Source organism: Citreimonas salinaria, assembly GCF_900107235.1.
In the GTDB taxonomy this organism is placed as follows: Bacteria; Pseudomonadota; Alphaproteobacteria; order Rhodobacterales; family Rhodobacteraceae; genus Citreimonas; species Citreimonas salinaria.
On sequence record NZ_FNPF01000009.1, the window covers coordinates 65,817 to 79,624 of the forward strand.

Below are 13,808 nucleotides of genomic sequence, written 5' to 3' on the forward strand. Positions count from 1 at the left end.
AGGATCCGGATGACCCTGGACGATGCCTATGCCAATGCAGCCTATATCGCGGATGCGGACGCCTATCCAGACCAGTGGGCACAAGCCGCCGAGGCCTACCGCGGCCGCCTGGCCGCGGCGGGGCGGGCGCGGCTGGGCATCATGTACGGCCATGGCCCGCGCGAGGCGCTGGACTTGTTCCTGCCCGACGGCGTGCCCGAGGGCCTGTGCGTCTTCGTGCATGGCGGCTACTGGCTGAAGTTCGACCGGGCCCATTGGTCGCACCTGGCCGAAGGTCCTCGCGCGGCGGGCTGGGCGGTGGCGATGCCGTCCTACGACCTGGCGCCGCGCGTGCGCATCAAGGACATCACGCGGCAGATCGCGCAGGCGGTCACGCGCGCCGCGCACGAGGTCGAGGGCCCGATCCGGCTGACCGGGCACTCGGCCGGGGGGCATCTGGTGGCGCGGATGGCGATGCCGGGCGTGCTGCCCGACGCGGTGGCGGCGCGGCTGGCGCACGTCATGCCGATCTCGCCCGTGGCGGACCTGAGGCCGCTGATGCAGACATCGATGAACCGCGACCTGCAGATCGACGAGGCCGAGGCGCAGGCCGAAAGCCCGATGCTGCACCCCGCGCCAAAAGTGCCGGTGACCGTCTGGGTCGGCGGCGACGAGCGGCCCGCCTTCCTGGAGCAGGCCGAGGCGCTGGCGAAAGCGTGGGGCGCGGGTCACGTGGTGGACGCGGGCAGGCACCACTTCGACGTGATCGACGGACTGGCCGATGCCGACAGCCGCATGACACGCACGCTGCTGGACTGAGACCGCGAACGGAAAAGGCCCCGGACGAACCGGGGCCTTGGGCGGATTGGCTGATCGAATGGATCAGTTGACGGTTTCGGCGTCCTGCACGTCCTTCGTGACGGCCTGCCGCGCCTGCGGCTTGGCGATCTCGATGCGACGCGGCTTCAGCGCCTCGGGCATCTCGCGCACCAAGTCGATGTGCAACATGCCGTTCTCGTGGCTGGCCCCGGTCACGCGTACGTGGTCGGCGAGGGTGAACCGACGCTCGAACGCGCGGGTGGCGATGCCGCGATGCAGGTAGGTGCGGCCTTCGTCGTTCTCGGACTTGCGGGCCGAGACGAGCAGCGCGCCTTCCTTGACCTCGACGGTCAGGTCGTCGTTGGAGAAGCCCGCGACGGCGATCGAGATGCGATAGGCATCATCGGCGGTCTTCTCGATATTGTAGGGGGGGTAGCCCGGCTGGCTGACGTCGTTGGCCAGGACCCGGTCCATCAGGTCGGCGATCTGGTCGAAGCCGACGGTTGCACGGTAGAGCGGTGCAAAATCGTAGTGTCGCATGGAATCCTCCGTTGAGCGATACCGATGTCCGCGCCTTCCACAGGGGACAGGCGCCAAGTCGTGCCGGAACCCGCCACGGGCATCCCGGCGACGAATATCTGGGAAGGCCGCTTCGCCGATTCAAGAGGTCCGGAGGCTCGGGAAGCGCAGGAGTTCGCCGAATGAGGCGCGCAGCCGGCGCACGAAGCGCCGTCAGGGCCGCGCCGAGGTGACGAACTTCGCGCCGGTGTCGCGGCGCATGCCGGCGCGCATCGGATCGGGCCCGGCGCCCGATCCAGTGCGCGCTTCCAGCGCCGCGCGCAGCGCGGGGAGCGGCGCGGCGAGGCTCGTGCCCAGGCTGACCGCGCGTTCTCCGGCCCGGGCCATGGCCGATATCACCGATACGATCCGCGGCGTGCCATCCTCGGCATAGTGGAAGACCGGGGATCCCGAGGCGCCGAAATCGACCGGGCAGGACAGGATCAGCATTCCCTGCTGCCGCGCCAGAACCTCGCAGGCATCCTGCAGGCTGGGGGCGTCGGCGCGGTCATGGGCATAGGAGACGACGCCGACCCTCTCGCCTTCGGCCGGCTCGACATCGAGGGCCAGCGGTTTGATCATGCCGGTGCGGATCGGGTGTTGCAGCTCGACCAAGGCCAGGTCGTTGCGCACGCGGATGGCGGTGTCTGCGTTGCCGGGGTCGAAATCCGGATGGGCGAGGGCACGCTTCACCCTGCGGTAGGCGGCGGCGCGACCGTTTCGCCAGCCGGCCAGAAAGCGGATCTCGTCCTCCGCGACCGGGTGCCCGGCCTCGTCGAACAGGCAATGCGCGGCCGTCAGGACCAGGTGCTCTTCGATCAGCGCGCCGGTGCAGAACACGCGGCCGTCGATCTCCAGCCGGCCGACCGCCGCCCAGGCGCGGCCGGATTCGCTGGTTTCCATCGAAAACAGGCCTTGTGCGTTCGCGGTGCCTGCCGCGAAAGCGATGAGGAGAAAGACAAACGTGCGCACCGGATGGCCCTTGAAGGTCAACTGCCGCATTCTGCCCCGCCCTGATGGCGAAAGTGGGGCAGGTCCTGAAGATCGGAGGAAACCCGCCTATTCCGCCCGCTGCATCGCGGGAGGCATCGGCCCCCCGGTTGCCCAGTCGAGCAGCTCGACCGTGTGCACGACCGGCACCTCGGTGCCCGATCCGATCTGCATCATGCAACCGATATTGCCTGCCGCGATCACCTGTGGCGCCCTGGCTTCAAGCGTGCGGACCTTGCGCTCCTTCAGCTTGGCCGAGATGTCGGGCTGCATCAGGTTGTAGGTGCCGGCGCTGCCGCAGCACAGGTGGCTGTCCGCCGGCTCGACCACCTCGAAGCCCGCGCGTTTCAGCAATGCCTTGGGGTGCGTCTTGATCTTCTGGCCGTGCTGGAGCGAGCAGGCCGCGTGGTAGGCCACGCGCAGCCCGCCGGGCGTCGCGGCGGGCGGCGCGTGCACGCCCTTGCCCGGACCCGCGTCGATGCCCGCAACACCGTCTTTCGCTTCCTGCGCGGTGCGGGTGTCGGATTCGGGCATGAGTTCGGCCAGCACCTCGCTGACATCCTTGGCAATGGCCGAGACACGCGCCGCGTCATCCGCCAGCGGATCCTGGGCGAACATGTGGCCGTAATCCTTCACGGTCGTGCCGCAGCCGCTGGTGTTGATGACGATCGCGTCCAGCCCCTTGCCGTCCATCTCGCGCGTCCAGGCGCGGATGTTGGCGGCGGCGTGCGCGTGGCTGTCGTCGGTCTTGCCCATGTGGTGGGTCAGAGCCCCGCAGCAGCCGGCGCCCTTCGCCACGACGACCTCGGCGCCCAGCCGGGTCAGCAGGCGGATGGTGGCGTCGTTGATGTCGGTGTTCAGTGCCTTCTGCGCACAGCCGGTCATCAGCGCCACACGCATCCGCGGCGTGGCTTCGGGCGCGAAGCTTTGCGGATCGTCGTTGCGGCTGACCGGCGGGATGCGCTTCGGCGCCATGGCCAGCATCGCGCGCAGCCGCGCGTCGGGGATCAGTCGCGCGAAAGGCCGGCCCAGCTTGGCCGCGACCAGCGCCGCACGGAACCGCCCCGAATAGGGAAGGATCCGCGCCAGCGTCCAGCGCAGCGCGCGGTCGTGCCACGGGCGCTCGTAGTGCTTCTCGATGTAGTCCCGCGCGTGGTCGACGAGATGCATGTAATGCACGCCCGAGGGGCAGGTGGTCATGCAGGCAAGGCAGGACAGGCAGCGGTCGATGTGCTTGACGGTCTTCGCGTCCGGCTTGCGCTCGTTCTCGAGCATGTCCTTCATCAGGTAGATGCGGCCGCGCGGACTGTCGAGCTCGTCGCCCAGCACCTGGTACGTCGGACAGGTCGCGGTGCAGAACCCGCAATGCACGCAGGCGCGCAGGATCTCGTTCGCGCGGGCGGTGCCGGGATCGGCCAGCTGCTCTTCGGTGAAATTGGTCTGCATGGCACTCTCTGTCGTAAAAAGGGGCGCGGCGGGGCTTCAGGCGGTCATCAGCCCCGGGTTGAGGATGCCGCGCGGGTCGAACCGGGTGCGCAGCCCGTCCGACAGCGCGGCCAGCGGGCCGGGCTCGGGCTGGAGCGCCGGGGCATCTCCGGTGCCGCGCACGCGCGTCGCGTGGCCGCGGAATTCCCCCAGCCGCGCGCGGGCGTCGGTACCCACCGGCAGCAGCGCCCAGATCAGCCCGCCGCCCCAGTCGAAGTGATGCGCCTCGGCGCTAAGGCGCGCGGCCAGCGCCGGACCGTCAGAGGGCTTGCACGAGATCCGCCACACATCTCCTTCGCGGCCCGCCAACGCCTGCACGTCGCGCACGGCGAGCCAGCTTGCCGCCACGCTGTCGGGATCGTCGTCGACCCGCACGGCTTGGCCGCCGAACATGTCGCGCAATCGGCCGGCGCGGTAGGAGACGGATTTCTCGAAGCCCTCGATGCGCAGCATGGTGACCGGCTGGCCGTCCGCGCCGCGCGGGAAATGCGCCGCCCCCGTCACCTCGAAAGGTGACCCCAGCGCGCGCGCCATCGCTGCCACGGCAGCCTCGTCGCCGAGTCCGTCGAGCACCACGCAGGCCTGCGTCTCGGGGCGCGGCAGCACCTTCAGGCTGACCTCGGTCAGCACGCCCAGCGTGCCCCGGCTGCCGGTCATCAGCTTGACCAGATCGTAGCCGGTGACGTTCTTCATCACGCGACCGCCGTTCTTGATGACGGTTCCCGAGCCGTCGACGAAGCGCACGCCCAGCATGAAATCGCGGCAGGCCCCCGCTTGGATCCGCCGCGGCCCCGAGACGTTGGCGGCGACGACGCCGCCGATCGTGGGCGTGCCGTTCGTGCCCAGCAGGGGCCGGTGATCCATCGGCTCGAAGGCCAGTCGCTGGTTCTCGGCCGCCAGCGCCTGCTCGATCTCGTCTAGCGGCGTGCCCGCCCGCACCACGACGGTCAGCGCGCCGGGCTCGTAAAGCGTGATGCCCGACAGCCCGCCGGTTTCCAGCACCGCGCCCTGCGACGCGCCGAGCCCCCGCGTGCCGCCGCCGCGAATGGTCAGCGGTCCGGTCGCGCCGGCGACGGCTTCAGCCAGCTCGGCCTCGCTTTCAACTCTCATCCACCACGCCTCTTCATTCTGGCGAAAAATATTCGTCGGGAGTCGCCATGCGACGGTGGCAGAGCCCGCTTACTCCGCCGCGACCGGCACGACGCGCCGGGCATCCGATGCGTCCAGCGGAAAGACCTTCGCCGGGTTCAGCAGCCATTTCGGGTCGAACACGTCCTTCACCGCCATCTGCGCCTCGAGATCCGCGGCGTCGTACTGGTCGTGCATCAGGTCGCGCTTCTCGATGCCCACGCCATGCTCGCCGGTGAGACACCCGCCGACCTCGACGCACAGCTTGAGGATCTCGGCGCCGAAGGCCTCGCACAACTCCAGCTGGCCCTCCTGGTTGGCGTTGAACAGGATCAGCGGATGCATGTTGCCGTCGCCCGCGTGGAACACGTTGGCCACGCCCAGTCCGAACTCCTTCGACATCTCGCCGATGCGGCGCAGCACGTAAGGCAGCTCGGACACCGGGATCGTGCCGTCGAGACACATGTAGTCGTTGATCTGCCCCATCGCGCCGAACGCGGACTTGCGGCCAAGCCAGATGCGGCCGGCCTCGTCGGCATCCTTCGCCTCGCGCAGCTCGACCGGGTCATGGCGGCGGGCGATCGTCGTGATCTTGCCCAGCTGCTCGTCGATCTCGGCGGGGCTGCCCTCGACCTCGACGATCAACAGCGCCTCGCACATCGGGTAGCCGGCCTTGGCGAACGCCTCGCAGGCCTCGATGCAGGGGCGGTCCATGAACTCAATCGCCACGGGCAGCACGCCCGCCTTTATGATGTCGGACACGCAGGCGCCCGCGACCTCGGAGCTGTCGAAGCCCATCAGCACCGGGCGCGCGCCTTCGGGTTTGCGCAGGATGCGCAGGGTCGCCTCGGTCACCACGCCAAGCTGCCCCTCCGAGCCGCAGATCACGCCCAGCAGGTCGTAGCCGCCGGCGTCCAGATGCGCGCCGCCGATCTCCATGATCGTGCCGTCCATCGCCACCATCGTGACGCCCAGCAGGTTGTTGGTAGTCACGCCGTATTTCAGGCAATGCGCGCCGCCGGAATTCATCGCGATGTTGCCGGCGATCGCGCAGGCCAGCTGCGACGACGGGTCGGGGGCGTAGAAGAAATCGTCCGCTTCCACCGCGCCGGTCACCGACAGGTTCGTGCGCCCGGTCTGCACGCGGACGAAGCGGTTGTCGTAATCGGTCTCCAGCACCCCCGTCATGCGTGCGACGCCCAGCAGCACGCAGTCGGCGGTGGGCAGCGCGCCCCCGGCCAGCGAGGTGCCCGAGCCGCGGGGCACGACCGGTACGCCTTCCTCGTGGCAGATGCGCAGCACGTCCGAGACCTCGGCCGTCGTAGACGGCAGCACCACGGCCAGCGGTGGACAGCGATAGGCGGTCAGCGCATCGCATTCATAGGCGCGGGTCTCGGACTCGTCCTCGATCACGGCGTCGGCGGGCAGCACGTCGCGCAGCCGTTCGACGATCCGCCTCTTGCGCGAGATCACCCCTGCGTTCGGTTGAGGCATCTGCATGGCCGTCCTCCATGGGTCGGTAAGCCTGAATTGGTCAGTTTATATAACCAGATCAGCGGATGGGCGAGTCTTTTCTGGTCTCGCCGGGTGCTGGCAGGACAACGCGCGCCACGGGGCTCCGGCTCCGCTTGCCTTTCGGGGCGCCCTTGGGTCAGGTGCGCGCATGGCCTGGATCAAGATCATTCACCTTCTATGCGTCATGGGCTGGATGACGTCCATCTTCGCCGTCCCGCGCGCGCTGATCTACTGGCGGCGCGAATGGGACCGGCTGGGCGAGTTCGGCCCGCTGGGCGACCTGACGATCCGACTTTATCGCTTTTCGCTGGGGCTGGGCGTCATCGCGCTGGGGACCGGGATCTGGCTTGCCACGATCTGGGGCTGGCCCGCCTGGACGCACCTGAAGCTGGCGCTGGTCCTGGTGCTGGTCGCGCATTACGGCTGGACCGGGCTTCTGGTGCTGCGGGCGCGCAAGGGCGGCTTCGGCCGGACCGACCGTTATCTGCGCATCTTCAACGAGATCAGCGTGCTGGTGGTGATTGCCGTGCTGTGGGTCGTGGTGGTCAAGCCTTTCTGAGTCGACGCTCAGCGCCGCCCCTCGCGCAGCCAGCCCGCCAGGATCAGCGCCGAGGCCAGCAGCAGCACCAGCCACGAAGGCAGCACCGGCATCTGCGTGACGCTGAGCGTCTCGTAGGCTTCGCGCGGGGTGATGCCGATCCAGCCGCGCCCGGCGGCGGGGCGGCCTTCGCGGACTTCGCGAATGTCCGGCACGCCCTCTTCCAGCCGCAGCACGCCGCCGCGCCCCTCCTCGATCAGCGGGCGCAGGGCCTCGCCGCTGGCGATGGTCTGCTCGAACTCGCGCGGGGCGGCGGGGCCGAGGCCGACGACCGCCTGCTGCTCGCCCTCGGACAGGCGGTAGAGCCCGATCTCGGGGCCCTCGTAGACCGTCTCGAACCGGCCGGGGGCGACCTGTTCCAGCACCAGCTCCTCGGTCTCGCCGTCGGGGCGGGTGATCGTGACGGGGCCGACCTCGTCCTCGAGCGAGCGGCGGATGATGCGCATGGTCTGCCCCGTGGGTTCGGCCCACAGCGCCTCTTCCTCGAGCTCGGGTTCCTTCATCATCCAGTGCGCCAGCCGGCGCAGCAGTTCCAGCTGCGGGCCGCCGCCCTCGAAGCCGCGGTTCCACAGCCAGGCGTGGTCCGATGCCAGCAGCGCGACACGGCCCTCGCCCACGCGGTCCAGGATCAGCAGCGGGCGGTCGTCCGCGCCCTGCATGACGACCTCGCCGCCCGTCGGCTCGACTTCGATCTGGCGCAGCCAGCGGCCCCACTCGCCTTCGCCTTCCAGCCCGGCGGTCACCGGGTGCTTCTGGCCCAGTTCGGTGATTTCGGGGCGATAGGCTTCCTCGATCAGCCGTGCGGTGGGTTCGGCGGGGATGATCTCGGCCAGGGGCGATCGGTAGATGGAATCCGCGCTGGCGAAATCGGGGCCGGCGGCGATCAGCACCGCGCCGCCGTCCTCGACGTAGCGGCGCACGTTGTCGAGATAGATCGCCGGCAGGATGCCGCGCCGCTGGTAGCGGTCGAAGATGATCAGGTCGAAATCCTCGATCTTGTCGAGGAACAGTTCGCGCGTGGGGAAAGCGATCAGCGACAGTTCGGTGACCGGCACGCCGTCCTGCTTTTCCGGCGGCCGCAGGATGGTGAAGTGCACCAGGTCGACCGAGGAATCGGATTTCAGCAGGTTGCGCCAGGTGCGGCCACCGGCATGCGGCTCTCCCGAGACCAGCAGCACGCGCAGCCGGTCGCGCACGCCGTTGATCTGCACCAGCGCGGTGTTGTTGCGGTCGGTCAACTCTCCCTCGGCCTCGGGGACGGTGAACTGGATCACGTTCAGGCCGCCGTGTGGCAGGGTGATCGGCAGTTCTAGGTCCTCGCCGATGGGCACCGAGAAGGTGCTTGGCTCGGCGCCGTCGATCGAGATCTCGATGTCGGTGCGGATCTCATCGGGTGCGGCGCCCTCGTCCTCGATCCGCAGGGTCAGCACCACTTCCTCGTCGAGGATGGCGAAGGCGGGTGCGTTCTTGACGATCAGGCGCCGGTCCCAGTCGTCTTCCTGTCCGCTCAGCAGCAACTGCATCGGCGCCGGCAGGTCCGGGGCGATTTCAAGGTCGTGCAGCCGGCCGTCCGACAGAAGGAACACACCCGCCACGCGGCCGCGCGGTTCCTCGGCCAGCGCGGCCGACAAGGCAGTCATCAACTGCGTGCCGGCATCGCCCTCGCCGTCGCCCACGGCGATGCGGCGCACCTCGGTGTTGGGGCGCGCCTCCAGTTCGGCCTGCAGGGCGTCGGCTGCGGCCGTGGTGACGCCCGCGCGTTCCGCCAGCCGTTGCGAGGCCGAGCGGTCCTCGATCATCAGCACGATGTCGGACAACGGGTCGCGGTTCTCGACCTGCCACGAGGGCTGGGTCAGCGCGCCGACCAGAACGGCGGCGGCAAGGCCGCGCAGCGCCCAGCCGGCCAAGCCGCGCCAGACCGCCAGCGCGGTGCCGGCCAGCGCCAGCACCCCCAGCGCGGCGATCACCGCCCAGGGCAGCAGCGGGTCGAAAACGATCTGTCCCATGATGTCAGTCCTGTTTACGGGTGCCGGCGTGCGCGGTCAGTTGCCGAGCCGGTCGAGCAGCGCGGGCACGTGAACCTGGTCGGATTTGTAGTTCCCGGTCAGCACGTGCATCACCAGGTTCACGCCGAAGCGATAGGCGATCTCGCGCTGCCGCTCACCGCCGAAGCCGCTGCCGACCGGCACCATCGGGTTGCCGTTCTCGTCCATCGCCCAGGCGCTGGCCCAGTCGTTGCCGCCGATCACGACCGGCGTGACGTTGTCGTTGAGGTTGCGGAAGGGCATGCCCTCGACCAGTTCGGCGTCGGGCGGTGCTGCCTCGACCCACAGGTCGCGCCCGGCATAGCGGCCGGGGAAATCCTGCAGCAGGTAGAACGTCCGCGTCAGCACGTGGTCGGCCGGCACGGGCTCCAGCGGGGGGATGTCCAGCGGCGCCGCGATCTGGCGCAGCCGGCGGTTCTCCGGCGTGTCGCCGCCGAAATCCGCCACGTCGCCGTCGCGCGTGTCGAACAGGATCATCCCGCCCGAGCGCAGGTACTCGTTCAGCTTTGCGTAGGCCGCGTCCGAGGGGATCGGCTGGTCGGCGGTGATCGGCCAGTAGAGGAACGGGAAGAACGACAGTTCGTCGGTTTCCAGGTTCACGCCCATCGGGTCTGCGGGTTCGACCGAAGTGCGGAAGTACAGCGTCTGCGAAAGACCATAAAGGCCGGCGCGGGCCAGTTCGTCGACCTGTTCGTCGCCGGTCAGGACATGCGCCAGAACCACGTCCGTCGTCGCCGCGACGGCGCGGGATTCGTCGGTGGTGTCCTGCGCCTGCGCGTACTGCGGCGACAGCGTCAGCAGCGCGAGGCCGATCGCGGCCAAACCGGCGCGCGGCCCGCGCAACCGGCCCGACAGCGCCAGAGAGGCGACGATGTCGGCCGCCAACAGCGCCAGGGCCAGCGCGATCAGCCAGCCCGACAGCGGCGTCTCCTGCGGGCGGCTCAGCCCCTCGACCGCGATGCGTTCGGGCCAGGCCGCGGGCTGCAGCACGGCGTCGCCGCCCATGACGTTGCGCGCCACCGCGCGGTCCTCGCCTTCGTAGAGTCCCGGTAGCAGGTCCGGGCCAAGCGGCGCATTCGCCAGATCCTCGCCGGCGACGCCGGGCAGGGTGTCGGCCTCGTTCTCGCGCCCGAATGCGTCCAGTACGGTGACCGGCTGCCAGACCGTACCTTCGAGGTCCTGCGCCTCGCCCTCTCCGACCGAGGACGACACGGCCAGGCGTTCGAGCATGCGCACGAACAGCCCCGACAGCGGCAGCGTCGACCAGTCGGCATTGGCGGTGACGTGGAACAGCACGACCTGGCCCTGTCCCACCTGCTTGCGCGTCACCAGCGGCGTGCCATCGGCCAGCTGCGCGATCACGCGGCTGGCCAGCGAGGGGTCGGGCTGGGCCATCACCTGGCTCGACACCGTGACGTCGGGCGGGATCGCCAGCCCGTGGAAGGGGCTGTCCTCGTCGAAGGGGGCGATGGCCTTCGGCTCGCCCCAGCTCATGGCGCCACCGACGCTGCGACCGCCGGCCCGCAGGCGCACCGGCATCAGCGGATCCTCGGCGTCGCGTCCGACATCGCTTGCGGCCAGGCGCGGCCCGGCGAAGCGCAGCAGCATGCCGCCGCTCTCGACCCATTCGGTCACCGCGTCACGTTCGCCGGGCGACAGCGTCGCCACGTCGGCCAGCACGATCACGTCGGGATTGGCGGGCAACACGTCGGTCAGCGCCCCGTCGAGCAGTTCTGCCGTCGGCTCGAGCGCGCGGCTGAGGTAATGCAGCGGCGACAGCAGCTCGAGCCCCTCGCGGTCGTCGCGCCCAGCGATCAGGGCGACTTCGCGCCGGCGCAGGGAATCGTCGGTCAGCGCGACCGCACCGGCGCTGCGGCTGCCCTCGATCTCGAACCGGGTCATGCGCGCGCGCAACTCGGCCGGCAGGGCGATCTCGGTCGTGGCGGTGGTGGCGTCGGCTTCGAACGTGACGGGGCTGCGCACCAGCACGGCCGGGTTGCCGGCCGGGTCCAGCCCTTGACCGGTCAGCGTGACCTCGGACACGGGGCCGGGACGCAGGCGGTGCGCGGTGATCTGCACGGCGCCGTCCTCGAAGCGCGCGGGCTCCAGCGCGTACAGGCTGCGGGGGCTTTCGAACACGGTGACCGTGCCGCGGGCTTCGAGCGCCGCCAGCAGCTGGTCGCGGCTGTCGCGCGCAAGGCCGTCGGACATCCAGTAGCTGTCGAACGCGCCTTCGGGCAGGGCGGCCAGCGCGCGTTCGACCGTCTCGGCCGACGGCTCCCACGGGTTGGGCAGCACGCCCTCGATCCGGGTGCGCATGACGTCCGCCGACTGGAAGCGCACCGTCTCGGGTTCGGTCAAGCGAAGGAGGCCCACGGTGCGGTCGTCACGTGCCGCGCGGGTCAGCAGCGCATCCAGCGCCGTCTGCCGCGCACGCCAGTCGTCGGCCGAGGCCCAGCTGGCATCCATCACCACCAGAAGCGGCCCCGTTCCGCCGGCGCTGTCCTCGGCCTGCGGGTTCAGCACCGGCCCGGCGAGGCCCACGATCACCGCCGCGACCGCCAGCATGCGCAGCAGCAGCAGCCACCACGGCGTGCGGTCGCTGACCTGCTCGTCGTCGCGCAGGCCCAGCAGCAGCGCCACGCCGGGAAAGCGCCGGCGGATCGGCGCGGGCGGCACGGCGCGCAGGATCACCCACAGGATCGGCAGCGCCAGCAGGCCCAGCAGCAGCCAGGGGGCGGTGAATCCGAGGACACCGAAAAGCGTCATCCGTGGCTCCCGTCGATTGCGCGATACAGCCACAGCAGCGCCGATTGCGCGCCGTGGTCGGTGTGGTGGCAGTGGTAGTGCCAGCCGGTCAGCCGCGCCAGCCGGGCCAGCCGGTCCTTGCGCTCGGCCAGCCGGTCCAGGTAGCGGCCGCGCAGGTCGCCGGCCTTCAGCGTCTCGTGCGCCATGGTGCCGCCGACGGACTCGAAGATCGTGCGGCCCTGGTAGGGAAAGGCCTCTTCGGCGGGGTCGAGAACCTGCAGCAGCGCGCCGCGCACGCCGCGATCGGCGGCCTTGGTCAGCGCGCCCTCGACCGGTTCGAGATTGCCGAGGAAGTCCGAGACGAAGATCGCGCGGGCATGGGGCAGCATGCCGCGCGATTCGGGAGCGGCGTAATCGTCCACGCCCTCGTCCGACAACAGCTCGGCCAGGCGCGCGATCTGCTGGTTACCGCGGCGGGGCGGCAACTCCCAACCCGTCAGTCCGACGCGTTCGCCGCCGCGGATCAGCAGGATCGCGACCGCCAGCGCAGTCAGACGCGCTCGGTGCGACTTGGTCGGCAGGTCCTTGTCGGACGCGAAGCGCATCGACGCACCCTGATCGACCCACAGCTGCACCGACTGCGCGACCTGCCATTCCCGCTCGCGCACGAACTGGTCGTCGCCCCGGGCGGAGCGGCGCCAGTCGATATGGCGATAGCTGTCGCCGGCGCGCAGCGGGCGGTATTGCCAGAAATCGTCGCCAAGCCCCGCGCGGCGGCGGCCGTGCTCGCCCAGCAGTACGGTGCCGGCAAGCTGCTCGGCCCGCGCCAGAAGGGCGGGAAAGCGGGCGGCCTCTTCCTGGGCGTTCTGTCGAAGAAGGGCTGTGTCGGCTGTCACGCAGCGGCCTCGGCGGCGGTCATGCGGCTGGCGACGCCGTCGATGAGCCCGCCCAGATCCTCGCCGCGCGCACGAGCCGAGAAGGTCAGCGCCATGCGGTGCACCAGCACGGGCCGCGCCATGTCGATCACGTCCTCGGGCGAGGGCGCCAGCCGGCCCTGCAGCAGAGCGCGGGCCCGCACGGTCAGCATCAGCGCCTGCGCCGCGCGCGGGCCGGGACCCCAGGCGACCATCTCGCGCACCTGCTCGGACGCCGCCGGATCGCCGGGGCGGAAGGCGCGCACGAGGTCGAGGATCATCTCGACCACCGCGTCGCCGACCGGCATCCGGCGCAGCAGCGTTTGCGCCGCGATCAGGCTGGGTCCGTCGAACACGGCATGGGCCTGCGACTCCTCGACGCCGGTGGTGGCCAGCAGGATGTCGCGCTCGGTCTCGCGGGTGGGGTAGGGCACGTCGATCTGCACCAGGAACCGGTCGAGCTGCGCCTCGGGCAGGGGATAGGTGCCCTCCTGCTCGATCGGGTTCTGGGTCGCCAGCACGTGAAACGGCGCCTCGAGCTTGCGGGTCGCGCCGGCCACCGTGACCTCTTTCTCCTGCATCGCCTGCAGCAGCGCGGATTGGGTACGGGGCGAGGCGCGGTTGATCTCGTCCGCCATCAGAAGCTGGCAGAAGATCGGACCCTCGATGAAGCGGAAGGCGCGGGTGCCGTCGGCGCCGGTTTCCAGAACTTCCGAGCCCAGGATGTCGCCCGGCATCAGGTCGGGGGTGAACTGCACGCGGTTGCCGCGCAGGCCTAGAACCGTCGACAGCGTCTCGACCAGGCGCGTCTTACCCAGCCCCGGCAAGCCGATCAGCAGCGCGTGGCCGCCGCATAGCAGCGACGCCAGCGTCAGGTCCACGACGCGCTCCTGTCCGATGAAGCGGGCGGTGATCGACCGCCGTGCTTCGGCCAGCTTTTCCTCGAGCGCCTCGATGTCGGCGACCAGATCCTCGGCAGACGCCATGGCAACTCTCCCTTGCGCGATTAGGTTGTATGGCACGAAACTA

11 protein-coding genes are annotated in these 13,808 nt (G+C 70.0%); 2 read left to right on the forward strand and 9 right to left on the reverse strand.

Annotation, left to right across the window (positions count from 1 at the left end):
- The first annotated feature begins 9 nt into the window (after positions 1-9).
- Positions 10-798 carry an alpha/beta hydrolase gene (locus BLW27_RS12200; protein WP_089883669.1) on the forward strand — a complete coding sequence of 263 codons (789 nt, stop codon included), beginning with the start codon at positions 10-12 and terminating at the stop codon, positions 796-798.
- Between the two features lie 63 nt (positions 799-861).
- Here the strand turns inward: BLW27_RS12200 and BLW27_RS12205 are convergent, their stop codons facing one another.
- The 5 genes from BLW27_RS12205 to BLW27_RS12225 form a co-directional block, all read right to left on the reverse strand.
- Positions 862-1,338, reverse strand: coding sequence for an Hsp20 family protein (locus BLW27_RS12205; RefSeq protein ID WP_089883670.1), 477 nt, complete (start codon positions 1,336-1,338; stop codon positions 862-864).
- Positions 1,339-1,530: 192 nt separating this feature from the next.
- Positions 1,531-2,358: a trypsin-like serine peptidase gene (locus tag BLW27_RS12210; RefSeq protein WP_342708065.1), complete on the reverse strand. Its 828-nt coding sequence runs from the start codon at positions 2,356-2,358 to the stop codon at positions 1,531-1,533.
- Between the two features lie 57 nt (positions 2,359-2,415).
- Positions 2,416-3,792, reverse strand: coding sequence for a glycolate oxidase subunit GlcF (gene glcF / locus BLW27_RS12215; protein WP_089883671.1), 1,377 nt, complete (start codon positions 3,790-3,792; stop codon positions 2,416-2,418).
- A 36-nt stretch (positions 3,793-3,828) separates the two neighbouring features.
- On the reverse strand, positions 3,829-4,941 hold the full coding sequence (locus BLW27_RS12220; RefSeq protein WP_089883672.1) for an FAD-binding protein: 1,113 nt from the start codon (positions 4,939-4,941) through the stop codon (positions 3,829-3,831).
- Between the two features lie 69 nt (positions 4,942-5,010).
- Entirely contained in the window at positions 5,011-6,459 is a 1,449-nt protein-coding gene (locus tag BLW27_RS12225; RefSeq protein ID WP_089883673.1) for an FAD-linked oxidase C-terminal domain-containing protein, read from the reverse strand.
- Between the two features lie 163 nt (positions 6,460-6,622).
- Between BLW27_RS12225 and BLW27_RS12230 the strand changes: the two genes are divergently transcribed.
- Positions 6,623-7,033: a CopD family protein gene (locus BLW27_RS12230; protein WP_089883674.1), complete on the forward strand. Its 411-nt coding sequence runs from the start codon at positions 6,623-6,625 to the stop codon at positions 7,031-7,033.
- An 8-nt stretch (positions 7,034-7,041) separates the two neighbouring features.
- On the opposite strand, the gene BLW27_RS12235 is transcribed toward BLW27_RS12230, so the two are convergent.
- Genes BLW27_RS12235 through BLW27_RS12250 form a run of 4 tightly spaced genes read right to left on the reverse strand, consistent with a single transcriptional unit; the run spans position 7,042 to position 13,765 of the window.
- Positions 7,042-9,081, reverse strand: a complete 2,040-nt coding sequence (locus BLW27_RS12235; protein WP_089883675.1) for a DUF7408 domain-containing protein — start codon at positions 9,079-9,081, stop codon at positions 7,042-7,044.
- A gap of 33 nt (positions 9,082-9,114) precedes the next feature.
- On the reverse strand, positions 9,115-11,886 hold the full coding sequence (locus BLW27_RS12240; protein WP_089883676.1) for a DUF4159 domain-containing protein: 2,772 nt from the start codon (positions 11,884-11,886) through the stop codon (positions 9,115-9,117).
- Complete coding sequence (locus BLW27_RS12245) at positions 11,883-12,761, reverse strand: DUF58 domain-containing protein (RefSeq protein ID WP_089883677.1); 879 nt, start codon at positions 12,759-12,761, stop codon at positions 11,883-11,885. The genes BLW27_RS12240 and BLW27_RS12245 overlap by 4 nt, the downstream gene beginning before the upstream one ends.
- Positions 12,758-13,765, reverse strand: coding sequence for an AAA family ATPase (locus BLW27_RS12250; RefSeq protein WP_089883678.1), 1,008 nt, complete (start codon positions 13,763-13,765; stop codon positions 12,758-12,760). Before BLW27_RS12250 ends, BLW27_RS12245 begins: the two co-directional genes overlap by 4 nt.
- Positions 13,766-13,808 lie beyond the last annotated feature (43 nt).

Excerpts from the sequence above, each read along its gene's own strand:
- BLW27_RS12200 (WP_089883669.1), top strand. The coding sequence starts at position 10 with ATGACCCTGGACGATGCCTATGCCAATGCAGCCTATATCGCGGATGCG.
- BLW27_RS12205 (WP_089883670.1), bottom strand. The coding sequence starts at position 1,338 with ATGCGACACTACGATTTTGCACCGCTCTACCGTGCAACCGTCGGCTTC.
- BLW27_RS12210 (WP_342708065.1), bottom strand. The coding sequence starts at position 2,358 with ATGCGGCAGTTGACCTTCAAGGGCCATCCGGTGCGCACGTTTGTCTTT.
- glcF (WP_089883671.1), bottom strand. The coding sequence starts at position 3,792 with ATGCAGACCAATTTCACCGAAGAGCAGCTGGCCGATCCCGGCACCGCC.
- BLW27_RS12220 (WP_089883672.1), bottom strand. The coding sequence starts at position 4,941 with ATGAGAGTTGAAAGCGAGGCCGAGCTGGCTGAAGCCGTCGCCGGCGCG.
- BLW27_RS12225 (WP_089883673.1), bottom strand. The coding sequence starts at position 6,459 with ATGCAGATGCCTCAACCGAACGCAGGGGTGATCTCGCGCAAGAGGCGG.
- BLW27_RS12230 (WP_089883674.1), top strand. The coding sequence starts at position 6,623 with ATGGCCTGGATCAAGATCATTCACCTTCTATGCGTCATGGGCTGGATG.
- BLW27_RS12240 (WP_089883676.1), bottom strand. The coding sequence starts at position 11,886 with ATGACGCTTTTCGGTGTCCTCGGATTCACCGCCCCCTGGCTGCTGCTG.
- BLW27_RS12250 (WP_089883678.1), bottom strand. The coding sequence starts at position 13,765 with ATGGCGTCTGCCGAGGATCTGGTCGCCGACATCGAGGCGCTCGAGGAA.